The 13,561-nt window shown below is 48.8% G+C and carries 14 protein-coding genes; 4 read left to right on the top strand and 10 right to left on the bottom strand.

Features of this window, described 5'->3' with window-relative positions; genetic code table 11:
• Positions 1 to 87: 87 nt before the first annotated feature.
• Together K7G97_RS06140 and K7G97_RS06135 are read left to right on the top strand one after the other, a co-directional pair.
• Positions 88 to 603 carry a DUF1836 domain-containing protein gene (locus K7G97_RS06140; protein ID WP_223041617.1) on the top strand — a complete coding sequence of 172 codons (516 nt, stop codon included), beginning with the start codon at positions 88 to 90 and terminating at the stop codon, positions 601 to 603.
• A 54-nt stretch (positions 604 to 657) separates the two neighbouring features.
• Positions 658 to 1,623, top strand: coding sequence for a DUF4003 family protein (locus tag K7G97_RS06135; RefSeq protein ID WP_223041616.1), 966 nt, complete (start codon positions 658 to 660; stop codon positions 1,621 to 1,623).
• 72 nt (positions 1,624 to 1,695) lie between these two features.
• On the opposite strand, the gene K7G97_RS06130 is transcribed toward K7G97_RS06135, so the two are convergent.
• From K7G97_RS06130 to K7G97_RS06115, 4 genes are all read right to left on the bottom strand, one after another.
• Positions 1,696 to 1,962 (bottom strand): hypothetical protein, encoded by a 267-nt coding sequence (locus tag K7G97_RS06130; RefSeq protein ID WP_223041615.1) that lies wholly within the window; start codon positions 1,960 to 1,962, stop codon positions 1,696 to 1,698.
• A gap of 61 nt (positions 1,963 to 2,023) precedes the next feature.
• On the bottom strand, positions 2,024 to 3,778 hold the full coding sequence (locus K7G97_RS06125) for an EAL domain-containing protein (protein WP_262415809.1): 1,755 nt from the start codon (positions 3,776 to 3,778) through the stop codon (positions 2,024 to 2,026).
• 32 nt (positions 3,779 to 3,810) lie between these two features.
• On the bottom strand, positions 3,811 to 5,445 hold the full coding sequence (locus K7G97_RS06120) for an ATP-binding protein (protein WP_262415808.1): 1,635 nt from the start codon (positions 5,443 to 5,445) through the stop codon (positions 3,811 to 3,813).
• Positions 5,446 to 5,528: 83 nt separating this feature from the next.
• The gene (locus K7G97_RS06115; protein ID WP_058265220.1) at positions 5,529 to 5,960 is read right to left on the bottom strand and encodes a YaiI/YqxD family protein; all 432 of its coding nucleotides are present in this window, start codon (positions 5,958 to 5,960) and stop codon (positions 5,529 to 5,531) included.
• A 124-nt stretch (positions 5,961 to 6,084) separates the two neighbouring features.
• On the opposite strand from K7G97_RS06115, the gene K7G97_RS06110 reads away from it, so the two are divergent.
• Entirely contained in the window at positions 6,085 to 7,830 is a 1,746-nt protein-coding gene (locus tag K7G97_RS06110) for an ABC transporter ATP-binding protein (protein ID WP_223041614.1), read from the top strand.
• A complete protein-coding gene (locus K7G97_RS06105) occupies positions 7,827 to 8,708 on the top strand; it encodes an NAD(P)-dependent oxidoreductase (RefSeq protein ID WP_223041613.1) in 882 nt (293 codons plus the stop codon). The genes K7G97_RS06110 and K7G97_RS06105 overlap by 4 nt, the downstream gene beginning before the upstream one ends.
• A 51-nt stretch (positions 8,709 to 8,759) precedes the next feature.
• Here K7G97_RS06105 and K7G97_RS06100 read toward each other — a convergent pair whose 3' ends face one another.
• The 6 genes from K7G97_RS06100 to K7G97_RS06075 all read right to left on the bottom strand — a co-directional run bounded on the left by K7G97_RS06100 (position 8,760) and on the right by K7G97_RS06075 (position 13,556).
• Positions 8,760 to 9,395: a DUF975 family protein gene (locus tag K7G97_RS06100; RefSeq protein WP_023467806.1), complete on the bottom strand. Its 636-nt coding sequence runs from the start codon at positions 9,393 to 9,395 to the stop codon at positions 8,760 to 8,762.
• A 186-nt stretch (positions 9,396 to 9,581) separates the two neighbouring features.
• Entirely contained in the window at positions 9,582 to 10,244 is a 663-nt protein-coding gene (locus K7G97_RS06095; RefSeq protein WP_223041612.1) for a copper homeostasis protein CutC, read from the bottom strand.
• Positions 10,245 to 10,269: 25 nt separating this feature from the next.
• A complete protein-coding gene (locus tag K7G97_RS06090) occupies positions 10,270 to 11,034 on the bottom strand; it encodes a DeoR/GlpR family DNA-binding transcription regulator (RefSeq protein ID WP_023467804.1) in 765 nt (254 codons plus the stop codon).
• A gap of 191 nt (positions 11,035 to 11,225) precedes the next feature.
• Entirely contained in the window at positions 11,226 to 11,840 is a 615-nt protein-coding gene (gene plsY / locus K7G97_RS06085) for a glycerol-3-phosphate 1-O-acyltransferase PlsY (RefSeq protein WP_029341281.1), read from the bottom strand.
• A 17-nt stretch (positions 11,841 to 11,857) separates the two neighbouring features.
• The gene (locus K7G97_RS06080) at positions 11,858 to 12,889 is read right to left on the bottom strand and encodes a M15 family metallopeptidase (RefSeq protein ID WP_223041611.1); all 1,032 of its coding nucleotides are present in this window, start codon (positions 12,887 to 12,889) and stop codon (positions 11,858 to 11,860) included.
• A gap of 229 nt (positions 12,890 to 13,118) precedes the next feature.
• Positions 13,119 to 13,556, bottom strand: a complete 438-nt coding sequence (locus K7G97_RS06075; protein ID WP_023467801.1) for an acyl-CoA thioesterase — start codon at positions 13,554 to 13,556, stop codon at positions 13,119 to 13,121.
• Between the last annotated feature and the right edge of the window lie 5 nt (positions 13,557 to 13,561).

The following is a 13,561-nucleotide window of genomic DNA, read 5'->3' as shown; positions in this document are numbered from 1 at the left end:
TTTGAATACTACATGGCGTTATATACGTATTCTATCATATGATGGAGAAGTAGAAAGTCCTATTTTAGCGATTTTGGAGGTTTTTTTATGACACATGCTGACGACACGAGACACGATCGTCAATTACAGCTCGAAGATATCCCGAATATCGATCTCTATATGGATCAAGTCATCCAACTGTTCGAGCGGACATTCGAGGAAACGACGCGAAGTGCAGACGAGACGATTTTGACGAAGACGATGATCAACAATTATGCCAAAAAGAAATTATTCTTTCCGGTCACGAATAAAAAGTACACGAAGGAGCACTTGATTCTGATCAGCTTGATATATCAATTGAAAAGTTCGTTTTCGATCAATGATATTAAAACAATTCTCGCGCCCTTGAACGAAGGGATCGAACAGGATCAACTCGACCTTGAAGGATTTTACCGTGACTATCTCATGTTAGCAGAGCAAAATACAGCCCGCTTCGTAACGGAACAAGAGGCTTTGACCGCCTCGACGACCGACCCACTGGAACAGATCTTAGCGATGGCTCATATGAGTAACTTGTACCGACGCGCAGCAGAACACTTGATAGACACCCAACTGAAAAAATAAGATAACGCTTTCGCTGCGTGATACACTATACGAAAAGGCAGAGGAGGAACAGTCATGGAGATCGCGACGACTTTCTTGCGACAGCTGGATCACATCGGACCAGAATTCAGAACCTATCAGGATGGCATTCTCATCGAACTGGCATTCGACCGGACGATCGGAACGGAGCAGGTTTCCGCAAGTGTGTTGCTTGAGACAGCAGACGATTTGAAAATACGCTTGCGTACACAAACCACCCAGGCATTATTGCTTGCTTCGAAGATTCATGCCTTTGACGCCCACACACCGAGTCGGATTGCTGAGATGATGTCGATTCATGGCTATTTTAAATCGCATCGCTTGTCGCATCCCTTGAATGCCTACTCTACTGCCCTGTTCATCAGCCGTCTAACTCCACAGGACGCGGTACTTGACCGAACGGTACAATTATTTACACGCCTCAAAAAACAACATCGGTTCATCGTGTCACCGCTATTGATCTCTTTCGTCTACTTTCACGCTACGACACGCGGTGAGTTAGACGAACTCGCCTCGCGTATCGAGATGGTTTATCAACGACTCAAACGACGATTCGGACGCGCTCAACAGACGTATGTCGTCGCCTTGATATTCGCTTTATTGCCTGAAGACGATTGGGATCGCTATATCGCACAAGTGGAGGCATCCCGTAAGATACATCGTAAACACCATGTTCCGCTGTCATTCCACGGCATGCTTGCGTTACTCGGTGATCCAAGCGTTCACGCTTCGTCACTCGAACAAATGGCAGAGGCGTTACGCTCTGATTTACATTTTAAATACCGGAAGGACTTAGTCTATTTGACAGCAATCCGATTGTATTTAAGTCAACAAACGATCCTGCAACAGCTCTTCCCATCTTCGATTCTCCCGCCGGATGGTGCCGACGCGATTCCGTTCTTACTCTTCCCTGTTGATTTGACCGACACGTCTCATGCGACAGACGGCGGGATCGACGGAGGATTTGATGGTGGTGGTGACGGCGGTGGGGGTGGCGAGTAACCGTTTACTCCATCAAAAAAAGGCAATCGGTATCCGGCATTTCTGCTGGACATCGATTGCCTTTCATTTTAGTTATTCCTTTTCTTGTTGGTTGTCATCATCAGACGGCTGGACATCGCCATCTTCATCTGAAGCATGGGACAAATCGGGAGCCTCTTCACTTGAAGCTTCTTCACTTGATGTATCTGCTTCTTGATCTGGATGCTTCGATTCTTTTTCATCCTTCGATTTTTTCGGAACCTCCGCATGGTCTTGCGGGTCACGCCCCGCAATTTCATCCTTCGTCATTCGGTTACCTGAAGTAATCGGATCCGTTTCTTTATCGTGTTGATCAGCCATTTGGCATCCCCCTTAAAATGTACTTGTTCTACCTTTTAAGGTATTCCCGACTGAAGAACGGTTAAACCTCAGCACGTCCTCGTATGATGTCTTCGACGAGCAGTTGATCGATCGGTTGAGGATGATGGACCTCGTATCCTTGCACATACAACAACTCATCTAACGTTTGAATGTGCTGCAACTGTGACGGTGTTTCGACTTCCTGAATCACGAGCGCGATGTTCAACGTCGACGTCAAGGAATGGACAGAGCGAATCATCGAGCGCTCCAGCTGATTTTGAACGAGTCGACGCGTAAAGATTGGATCGAGTTTGACCGCTTGAACAGGCAAGCGTAACAACGAATTGAGTGACGCATAATGACTACCGAAATGATCGACGGTCAGACGATAGCCTGCTTGGCGTAACTGTTCCAAGCGTTTGATCGCAAAACGACGACGCGTCTGCAAGACTTCCTCCCGGATTTCAAGAATAAGTCGTTCACCCGGAAAGTACGATTCTTCCGTCAGTCGGAGTAATTCTGAAAAGAGTTGATCCGACTCGAACTGACTTGCCGATAGATTGACGGCAACGGAAATCTTGCGACCAAACGTTTCTTCTAGCCGGCGTTGGTCCAAGATGGCCTGACAAATCGTAAATCGACCGATGTCCGGAAAAATCTCCATCTTCTCAGCAATCGGAATGAAATCCGTCGGACTGACAAAGCCAAGCACTGGATGATTCCAGCGTAGAAGTGCTTCTACCGCGACATAATGTTCTTGTTTCGCATCGACAATCCATTGATAATAAAGTTCGAACTGCCCCCGTTCCAGTGCATGCGACAGCTCTGATTCAAGGACTGACGCAAACGGGTGTTGCTCCGCATGTCGGTTCGGATTGACGAACGAGGTTCGACGTTTCCCGTCGTGTTTCACTTGTTGCATCAAGGCTTCCGCTGCATAAATCTGCGTCTGACGACTCGCCATGTCACCGGTCAGGAGACTGACCCCAGACGATGCCGTCACGTGAATCGGTTCGTCCGCGACACCAACGATCGGTTGTTCAATCGCTTCCGTGACGATGCGAGCATACTCTTCTGCATGCTGTTCGAATTCCTGTTCCTGCTCCAGTGCCGATAAGACGACGAATTCATTACCATCCATTCGTCCGACAACATGATTCGGTAATGGGACATATTTCAGCCGGTTTGCAATTTCGCGCAATACTTCGTTCCCGGATCGGTACCCATGCGTCGCATTGATCGCATGGAAACGATCGAGGTTTAGTACCATCAAGAAAGCTGGATGAATCGTCACACTCGAAATCAGTCGATTCATATAGCGTTCGTTATAGACATCTGTCAAAGCGTCTTTGATGACATACGTTTCAACATTGATTGATTTACTAATGATATCTGCATATCGTTCGACAAGCGCGATGTCCTGTTCCTTGAAGTCAAATGGTTGATCATCGAAGGCACATAACGTTCCGATTTTTTCGTTCTCCGCGTTTTTGATCGCCACCCCTAAAAAGCTACCGTTTCCAAGGGCTTTCGTGACCGGATGATTGACCGTCAACGGGTCATTGAGCAATTCATTGATCGAGACCTTCCCGTCCGTCTCATCGACGACCAACTTACAGAGGACATGTTGGAAGACATGGGTCGAGCCTTCTTCAATCAATTGTCGTTCTTGATTGATCGCCTTGACGACGAAATTGCTGTAGGAGTCGTTCAATGCAAAAAATAACGTATTGACGCCGATTCGTTCACTCAGTTTTTCAAGAATCTCTTCGACAAGCGGATGCAATGCTTCATAACGAATGTGTGAGTTATTCACCGTGTCTTCCTCCTTTCTCAGTCGATTGTCGGTCATGTGTCGAGCGGGAGTTGAATGATGAAAGTACTGCCCTCTCCTTCCGTCGATTGGACGGAAATCGCTCCCCCATGATCGAGCACGATCATCCGACAAATCGCGAGCCCTAAGCCGGTTCCACCGATTTTACGTGTATCTGAGTTATCTGCTCGGTAAAACTTATCAAAGATGTAAGGGAGCGCTTTTTCTGGAATCCCCAGCCCTTCGTCCGATATCTCAATTCGTAATTGATCCGACTGGTTTGACCCTTTGATCCGGATTGCCCCACCTTCAGGCGAATATTTAATCGCGTTCATGATTAAGTTCGTGAACAGCTGTTTCATCTTTTCACTGCTTGCTGAAATCGTATAGGAGCCTGGATCGAACTGGACGCTGATGCGATGCGCGCGACTCGCGAGTTCAAACATCGGTTTCATCTCGAATATCAATTGTTTCACATCAAGCGGTTCTTTTTGCGTGCCGTGCGTCGAATCTTCCCCTTTTTGAATTTCCAGGATGTCATTGATCAATTCCGCCAAACGAACGGTTTCGGAATGAATCGTCTGCAAATACCGCTTTTGCCGCTTCGGATCGACTTCTCGTTTCATCAATAATTCCGTGAAGCCCATGATGGAAGAGAGCGGTGTCCGCAACTCGTGCGACACGATCGAGACGAATTCTGCCTGCTTGAGATCAAGTTCCTTATCTTTCGTCACGTCACGTAAGACGAGCATCATACCCCACTCGACGTTTGCGATCGCAATCCGCTCGGCGTAAGCACTGAGGAGCAAGTTCCCCCGAAACGCTGATAGTTCGATCGTTTCTCCCGGAATATCTCCATTCATCAGTTGACCGATGTAGTCATGGAGTGCGTCTGGCTGATCGACATGTTCAAACAGCGACGTCGCCCGTTCGTAGGCGTGGCGGAATCCTTGCGCCTGATTGACGAGCTTCGGTGGAAACATGTTCAACAAGGCTTGGTTCGCATAGATTTGTTCCCCACTACTCTCGATGTATAGGACAGCTTCCCGAATCGAGTCGAGTAGCTGATACGTCTTGATTTTTTCATGCTCCATCTGATGAAACAGGAGATGGCGCTCAAGCGTCATTCCGAGTTTTCGTGATAGATCAAGTAAGTCCCCGACTTGCTCTAGATTGAACTGAGGAAAAGCATGACGAATATAAAGTAACCCGACGACTTGTCCATTACTTGGAGATTGGACGGGGATCGCCGATTCGAACTGATCGCCAATCGGTAATTGAACTGATTTACGCATGACGAACGCCCGACGTAAGACTGAATATTGATCGAGATCTTTTTCAATCAACTCCATCTCGTCGATGCCTTGCGCGACGAAATGATTCAACTGTTCGCGACGGTACAAGAGGATAGCACCTTCTTTTACATCGAGCAGTTGCAACAAGATCGTCAGGACGGTCTCACAGGCCGCTTCGACATTTTGTGTCGCTAACGCTTCCATGATTTCATTGCGTTGCTTCAATTTCAGTTCGACTTCTCGTAAATTCTGTTGTAATCGATTGATTTCACGTTGATCGAGTGATGTGAGTCGTGCATCAGCTGATGCCGGAACCGTTCCTTGGCGCAATCGGTAAGGACGGTCCTTCGAGTGGTCGCGTAAGATTCGTTTCAACGTGTATCCTCCTTTCTGAATGCATTCCTGTTACAAATTATAGCATGGTCCCTATTTGATCGACAGTTCGAGTACTGTCTTCCTTATATGCTGGTTTGCACTAATGCACGAAATGCCTCTTCAAATGCCCGGTCCGCATCGCGCGTCCGTTTTTTCGGTCCTTTCGTCCGTCCACCCGCTCGTCGGATTTGTTGTCCGACATGGCGTGTATGAAGCAATAGATCGATATTCTCGTTCGTGAACTGACGACCGTTTTGGTCGATCGCGAGTCCTCCTCGTGCTAAGACGAGTGCTGCTAGACCGTAGTCTTGCGTCACGACGAGATCGCCGCGTTTCATCCGATTGACGATCGCGTAATCGACGGCATCTGGTCCTTGTCCGACCGTGATTGTCGTCGCCCCCTCCCGCATCATCTGGTGTGCTGTATCACAAACTAAAAAGACGTCACGTCCCTGTCGGTGTCGAATGACGAGGTCGACAACGGGACATCCGTCCGCATCTACGAAAATAGACATCTGCATCCTCCCTTGTTGGTTCCACTATCAGTGTCACAAACCAAAAGATTTCTTGTCAAGTCGCGTTTCCCATTTGACCGTTTCTTCGTTCTTTCGGACAATGGAAAAGAGAGGATGTGTTGAAATGAACGCTGCGACGTTCCAATCTTTTTACCTGTTATTGAAAAAAACGAAACCCCCGGTCGGATTATTATCCGCTGCCGTTTCCGTCTCCGTCATCCAAGCGCTGGCTGCCCTCGCCATTCCTTGGTTCTTAAAGACGTTGATTGACGGTTTTACAGTCGATCGACTGACTCCGCAGCTGATCAGTTTGTTCGTGATCGTCTTCGTCGTCCAAGTCGTCGCGAATGCCTTATCGATCTATTGGTTACAGATCGTCGGTCAACGGATCGTCGCTAATTTACGGACACTCCTATGGAAACACCTGTTGACCTTATCGATTCCGTTCTATGATGAGACGAAATCAGGTGAGCTCGTCTCGCGACTCAATAGTGACGCTACGACACTCCAGCAATTGCTGTCGGAGCAACTCGTCCGCCTGCTGACATCACTCGTCTCGATCATCGGAGCGATCACGATTCTGTTCTTCCTCGACTGGCAGATGACACTCGTCATGGTCATCGCTGTACCCGTGACGTTACTAATCATCATCCCGCTCGTGCGGAAGCTGCATAAGATATCCCGTGAGACTCAGAAGGAACTCGCAGGATTATCTGGTTTTTTCGCCGAGATGCTCGGCGAAGTCCGACTCGTCAAATCACAGGCAACAGAACCCTATGAGCTTGACCGTGGGAAAACTCGCATCGAGAATCTTTATGGCTATGGCGTCAAGGAAGGACGAATCCAAGCCCTCTTGTTGCCGATCTTTAACGTCACCTTGACGACGATGTTGATCTTGATCATCGGCTTTGGTGCCTATCGCGTCGCGACGAACCAGATCACGGCGGGGGAACTCGTCGCCTTCTCACTCTATTTGTTCCAAATCATGACGCCGCTCGTGACGATGACTGAATTCATCACGAAGTTACAGAAGGCTCGCGGGGCGACAGAGCGAATCATCGAGCTTCTCGATGAGACACCGGAAGCACCCGGAGCGCTTGTTGCGCCGCGTCCGTTTACGGACGTCACGGTCGATCACCTATCATTCGGATACAATGAAACACCGATCCTCCAGGATGTCAGCTTTACGTTACCACGCGGCAAGACGACAGCAATCGTCGGTCCGAGTGGATCCGGGAAGACGACATTATTCGCGATACTGGAGCGATTCTATCAACCGACGTCCGGGCAGATTCGACTCGGAGATCAATCCATCGCTAATTTGACGCTATCGTCTTGGCGCCAAGCGATTGGTTATGTCGCCCAAGACTCCCCTGTTTTATCAGGAACGATCCGTGACAATCTCGTTTATGGTCTTGCAGAAGACGTCAGTGAAGACAAAATCCGTGAGGCTGCACGGATGGCGAATGCCGATACGTTCATTGAACGTTTTCCGGAAGGGTATGCAACTGAAATCGGAGAACGGGGCGTCAAGTTGTCTGGTGGTCAACGCCAACGGATTGCGATCGCACGTGCACTCCTCCGAGACCCGGAAATTCTATTGCTGGATGAAGCCACGTCAAGCCTCGACTCTGAGTCTGAGCGGGTCGTTCAGGAAGCACTCGAACGATTGATGGTCGGACGGACGACGTTCGTCATCGCCCATCGTCTCGCGACAGTTCGTCATGCCGATCAAATCATCGTCCTTGAAGATGGTCGGATTTCCGGCATTGGGACACATGATCGTCTTGTCGTCGACAATCCATTGTATAATAAGCTCGTAACGCAACAATTCATCGGCACGGAACGTGCAAGGGGGAATCACGTATGAAGACAGTCGGTTTCATCGGATTAGGTGTCATGGGACAAGGCATGGTCCGCAATCTGCGCAAGGCAGGTTTTACAGTCAAAGGATACAATCGTACGAAAGAAAAAGGACTTGTCCTTGAAGCGGATGGTGTCGAAATCGTCGATACGATTCAAGACGTCGTCACGGATGTCGACGTCGTCATCTCAATCGTCGGTTATCCGCAAGACGTCGAGCAAATCTACTTTGAAGACGGAATTCTCGATCATGCGTCACCCGGAACGATCCTGGTCGATATGACGACATCCAGTCCGGCTCTTGCAGAACGCATCGCGCAGGAAGCGGCAGCACGCGGTCTTCAGGCACTGGATGCACCTGTCACAGGTGGTGACCTCGGCGCGAAGAACGGGACACTCGCTATTCTCGTCGGTGGTGAAGAAGCGGCTTTCGTACAAGCGAAGCCATTATTCGAGGCGATGGGAAAATCGATTTCACTCTTCGGTGGTCCTGGTAAAGGACAATCAGCGAAACTCGCGAACCAAATCGCGATTGCCGGCTCGATGATCGGAACAGCGGAGATGCTGTTGTTCGTCACGCGGTCCGGGATTGATCCGACGCAGTTCATCGAGACGATCAAATCTGGTTCTGCCGGTAGCTGGAGTCTTGAGAACTTGATTCCACGCGTCATCGCTGAAAACTACTCACCTGGTTTCTTCGTCAAGCACTTCATCAAGGATATGCGTCTTGCTCTCGAACGCGGCGCTGAGATGGGCATCGCGACACCTGGTCTTGCACTGACGAAGGATTTATATGAACAACTTGCTGAGCTGGGTCATGCTGATTCCGGTACACAAGCGCTTTATCTGTTGCTCGCCGAACGTTCACGCGCTTCGGTAGAATGAGCAAAAGCCTGCACGCTACGTCTACTGACGTAATGTACAGGCTTTTTTCGTTCATCCCTCGACGGATGATTGACGTGTTGGTTTCAAGCGTTCATAGAAGTGTGCCATCGTCGTATCGAAATACGGCGTCAAGAAGATGACCCCCACAGTACTAAGTAGTGCGAGGATACCCCAGCCGATGAAACTCAGGTAAAGCATGATCAGTTCACGCTTATGCCCTTTCATCATCCGACGACTCTCACCGAGTACTTGCCAAAACGACAATTCCGGTCGGTCGACCAAAATGTACGGAACGAGGCGATACGCTAGATAAAAGTACAATGCCGGTAAAATCAAAAATGATCCGACATAGACCAATACCGTCACGATCGCGTAAGCGGCAATCGTCCGGAAAGCACGTCGAAACGAAGAGAAACCTTCAAATAACGTTCCGATGCCGGCAGACTCCCCGCGTGTGAAGCGTAAGTAAGCAATCGTTCGTCCGACCGTCACCGGAGCAAGGACGATCGTTACGACCATGTTCAGTCCGATGAAACGGACCATGCTGTCGATGTCATCTTGGTCAAAGGACATCCGGCTCGCTGCAAGCGCAAAGATAAGGAAGTAGATGATCGAGATGCTTAGCCCGACCAGCCAGCGTCCTTTTAGTGTACCCAGGGCGTCTTGTTTTAATTGTTTTGGTATCATGTCGTACTCCTTCATTTCCACTATTTCCATCTTTGATTCTAGCGTAGTCCCGTTGAAAAACCTAGTTATCCCGCTCTGCTTTTCAAGCGCGTCACGGAATCGTCGAAAATCCGTCACGAAGACATACAAAAAAATCCATTTCTCTCATCTCATCGGATTCGAAAAATGGATTCGTGCGGTATAGGATTAGCCGAGAAGTCGCGTCAATGCTTCAACACGTTCTTTTTGAATGATACCGTCTTGTAAGACCGCGGATCCCACATGTAGTTCCGATGCCTTCGTCGCTTCAAGAAGCGTTTCCGCATTCTCAAGCGTAATCCCGGAACCTGGTAAGATGATCAAGTCCGGATGGTCCTCGATCAAGCGCGCGATTGTCTCTTTACCTTCTAGTGCCGTCGCTTGACCACCCGACGTCAAGATCCGGTCGACTTCTGGAAAATCAGCGAGCACTTCTGCCGCTTCGAGAATATCGCGACTACTGTCGATCGCCCGGTGGAACGTCAATGACAGTTCCCCTTTATGTTTGATGATTCGACCAAGGAAGCCTTCGTCGACACGACCGTCTGCGGTCAATGAGCCGACGACGATCCCGGCAGCACCGAGTTCACGGATTAAGTCGATATCCGTGATGATCGTCTCTTCGTCTGATTTCGAATAGACGAACGACTTACTATGCGGTCGCACGAGGACGTGAACTGGAATCTCGACCGTCGAGACGACTTGACGAATCAGTCCATAGCTCGGCGTCAACCCACCTTCGGATAATGCGGAAACGAGCTCGATCCGGTCCGCTCCGGCTTGTTCTGCTGCGACCGCTTCTTCTACGGTCGATGCGATGATTTCTAACATGATGCATCCCTCCCGCATCAGTGTATCATGAGACGACCATCCAGTTCACGCGTTCGTTGAACAGTTTCATCTCCCACGATGGTGGATAGGAGGCTGGACTGAGAACGATCTTCGCACGGCGGAACTCTGCCACCTTATATTTACGATTGCCTTGGAATTCATCATTTGCCAAAAAGGCATAGACGTCCTTCGTACAGCTGATGACGGCTTTTTGAATCAGTGAGGATTCAATATCATCGCTGACGAAGCCACGCTCGATTTCGGCACCGTCAAACGATAGAAAACAAGCATCAAAAGCGTAAGCATCGAGCGCCTGCAAGACTTCGACTCCGACCGTCTGCCCGTAAGCATCGACTGTCCCACCGAGTAATCGAATTTCACCTTTGAACGGTCCCGTCTTACGGCACTGCTCCAAGTGACTGGCGACCATCAGTGAGTTCGTGACGATCGTCGCGTTCCCCGTTAAATACGGCAACAGATGCTCGACCGGCTCACCTCGACCAAGAAAGATACAGGAATAATCGCTGAGCCATCCTTTCGCATAACGCGCTAAACGGCGAGACAATTGATCCGTCCGACGTGAGATCGGTGTCTCTCGTTTTCCTCCTTGATAAATCGCTCCCCCATACACGCGTTTTAGCTGACGTTCCCGTTCTAGCTCCTCTAAGTAGCGTCGTACCGTTTCTCCCGAGACATCGAGACGTTCGATCAAATCCTTCGTCATGACTTTCCCTTCCTCTTCCAGCCATTCCATGATGCGTGATTTCCGCTCTTCTCCTAACAACGACACGTGCGCTTCCCCCTTCACAGACAAGTTCTAGTTCTAGTGTATCGAACGTCTGTAAAGGTCTTGTAAATCCGATGTAAATAAACGTGTAGTTCCTATGAAATGTCGTTGAATTCGTCCGTTATCCGACTTTTTCCACAAACAAAAGACGCATCCGCATCTCAATGAACGAGATGTAGATGCGTCTTAACGACTCATTCAGACGGTTTCTTTGCAAAGAGTGGAATCTTAGACTCTGTTCCTTGGCGAATCCGTTGGATGTTCTCACGGTGCTTGAAGATGACGAACAAGGCAAGAACCGTAAAGAACGTCGGAACGATCCAGTCGTTCGTCAAGACGCCAATCGTGATGGAAACAACGATTCCAACACTTGCCGCCACGATTGAACTGAGCGACACCATCCGGCTCAGACGGAGTGTCGTCAAAAAGGAGACAAGCAGGAAGATGAACAGAACAGGGCTCGTCACGAGCAACATCCCTCCGGACGTTGCAACTGCCTTTCCGCCTTTAAACTTCGCGAAGATCGGATAGATGTGACCGATGACAGCTGCTAGTCCAGCAAACAACGGATGTATATCTGCTCCCATCAAGATGGGAACGAGGCTTGCGACGGCTCCTTTTCCGAAATCACCGATCAAGACGATGATTCCCGCCTTTTTTCCCAAGACACGGAACGTATTCGTCGTTCCGAGATTCCCGCTACCATGTTGGCGAATATCCATCCCATGTCCCCACTTCCCGACAAGAAGTGCAAACGGTATCGAACCAAGCAGATAGCCAAGAACTAAAATCCCTATGATTTCAATCATAGTCAACCTCCAACCTCTTAGTGACCGACTTTCATATATTCCTCAAGAGTCTGTCCGTTATTTTTAATTTGTGTCGCGGCATCGACACCGACATAACGAATGTGCCATGGCTCATACGTATAGCCTGTCCGTGATTGGAAGCCACGATCGTAGCGCACGATGAAACCATATTTTGCTGCGTTATTCGCAATCCATTTTCCTTCTTTCGTATCACCAAGGGCAGCCGTCAATCCGTTACCAACACTTGGTGCCGAAATATCAAAAGCAAGACCTGTTTGGTGCTCACTGTTACCAGGGCGCGCTGAATATTGATCAGCAGCTGCCTTGCCATCACGTGCGACATAATTATTATACAATACTTTTTGACGTTCGCCTGAACGGAATCCGCTGACAGCGTTCAATGTCACGCCTTCTTTTTTAGCAGCGGCGAACATCTTCTCCATCTGTTTCGCAGCTGGCGCCCGCATGTAGCTTTGCTCGAGCACGCCCGAATATGAGAAGCTGACGTCTGGAACGACGAGATCCGATGGTTTGTAGTCGATTGGTAAGCCGTATTTCTTATTGACGACGACGAGATTACCAAGTGATAGATCTGCTTTGGCATCTGCTGATTTATCGACATCTGGTGTCTCATCTTCTGGCTTCGACGGTTTCTCTTGTTCTGGATCCTGAGATGAACTATCCGGTTTATCCGTCGATTCGTCTTTTTTGTCTTCTGTTTTGTTCTCTGAAGCTGGTGTATCGTCTTTTTGTTCTTCTTCTTTTTTCGTCTCATCTGAAGATTCTTGATCTTCTTGCGTTGCCGTATCAGACGAATTGTCTTCTTGTTTTGCTTCTTCTGACGTATCGTCTTTTGCTGTTTCGTCTGTTTTGTTTGTTTCTTCTTTGTTCGTGTCTTTTGCTGTGTCTTCTTTTTTCGTTTCGTCGTTTGATTGTTTTGTCTCATCTGATTTCTGTTCCGTTTTCGTTGTATCATCCGCTTGTTGATCCCCAGGATTACATCCTGCAAGGAGAAGCGCTAACGTACTGACGGTTACGATTTTTTTCATGAGTAAGACCCCTCTTCTTTTTATGCTTCTCTATGTTACCGCTAATCGTTCCATCCGTCGAGTCTACTTCCGACAGATAGAGTAAGTCCCTACCTTACTTCAGCTTCTTTATTTTCGCAAATGATCCTGACTTTGTCATCGGTCGTTAGTACCAAGTGCTAAATTTTACTGTTCAGACTGAAAAAAAGCGGAACCGATTCAAAAATCGATCCCGCTGTGATGTATTTCTTCACGCTTCCGTTAAGAGTGCTGCGTCCGTCTCACTCATCTTCTCATAAATTTCGTGCCAGTTCGGGAATACCTTCGGCAAGCGAATCGGTCGGAAGTTTTCCTTCTTGACGACGACATGTGTCGTCTTCGCAGATACTGCAAGCTTCCCGTCCGGATGTTTGACTGTATAGCCATAAATTGTCCGTAATCCATCGTAATGATCAATCCAGACCGTGACGACCGCTGTATCACCATACGTCAACGAGCGTTTGTAATCGAGATTGACATTCGTGACCGGGGAGACATATCCCGCATCTTCCATCTCCTTGTAATCAAGACCTAAGGACTGGATTAATTCTGTCCGTGCGAGTTCCAGGTAGACGAGATAGTTCGAATGATAGACGATGCCCATCATGTCCGTCTCGGCGTACCGGACAGGTATTTCAATCGTGTGCATGTAGC

It is taken from the genome of Exiguobacterium acetylicum (assembly GCF_019890935.1).
GTDB classification, from domain to species: domain Bacteria; phylum Bacillota; class Bacilli; order Exiguobacteriales; family Exiguobacteriaceae; genus Exiguobacterium_A; species Exiguobacterium_A abrahamii.
This window is presented reverse-complemented; position numbering and strand designations above follow the sequence as displayed.

Excerpts from the sequence above, each read along its gene's own strand:
- K7G97_RS06140 (WP_223041617.1), top strand. The coding sequence starts at position 88 with ATGACACATGCTGACGACACGAGACACGATCGTCAATTACAGCTCGAA.
- K7G97_RS06135 (WP_223041616.1), top strand. The coding sequence starts at position 658 with ATGGAGATCGCGACGACTTTCTTGCGACAGCTGGATCACATCGGACCA.
- K7G97_RS06130 (WP_223041615.1), bottom strand. The coding sequence starts at position 1,962 with ATGGCTGATCAACACGATAAAGAAACGGATCCGATTACTTCAGGTAAC.
- K7G97_RS06115 (WP_058265220.1), bottom strand. The coding sequence starts at position 5,960 with ATGTCTATTTTCGTAGATGCGGACGGATGTCCCGTTGTCGACCTCGTC.
- K7G97_RS06110 (WP_223041614.1), top strand. The coding sequence starts at position 6,085 with ATGAACGCTGCGACGTTCCAATCTTTTTACCTGTTATTGAAAAAAACG.
- K7G97_RS06105 (WP_223041613.1), top strand. The coding sequence starts at position 7,827 with ATGAAGACAGTCGGTTTCATCGGATTAGGTGTCATGGGACAAGGCATG.
- K7G97_RS06100 (WP_023467806.1), bottom strand. The coding sequence starts at position 9,395 with ATGATACCAAAACAATTAAAACAAGACGCCCTGGGTACACTAAAAGGA.
- K7G97_RS06095 (WP_223041612.1), bottom strand. The coding sequence starts at position 10,244 with ATGTTAGAAATCATCGCATCGACCGTAGAAGAAGCGGTCGCAGCAGAA.
- plsY (WP_029341281.1), bottom strand. The coding sequence starts at position 11,840 with ATGATTGAAATCATAGGGATTTTAGTTCTTGGCTATCTGCTTGGTTCG.
- K7G97_RS06080 (WP_223041611.1), bottom strand. The coding sequence starts at position 12,889 with ATGAAAAAAATCGTAACCGTCAGTACGTTAGCGCTTCTCCTTGCAGGA.
- K7G97_RS06075 (WP_023467801.1), bottom strand. The coding sequence starts at position 13,556 with ATGCACACGATTGAAATACCTGTCCGGTACGCCGAGACGGACATGATG.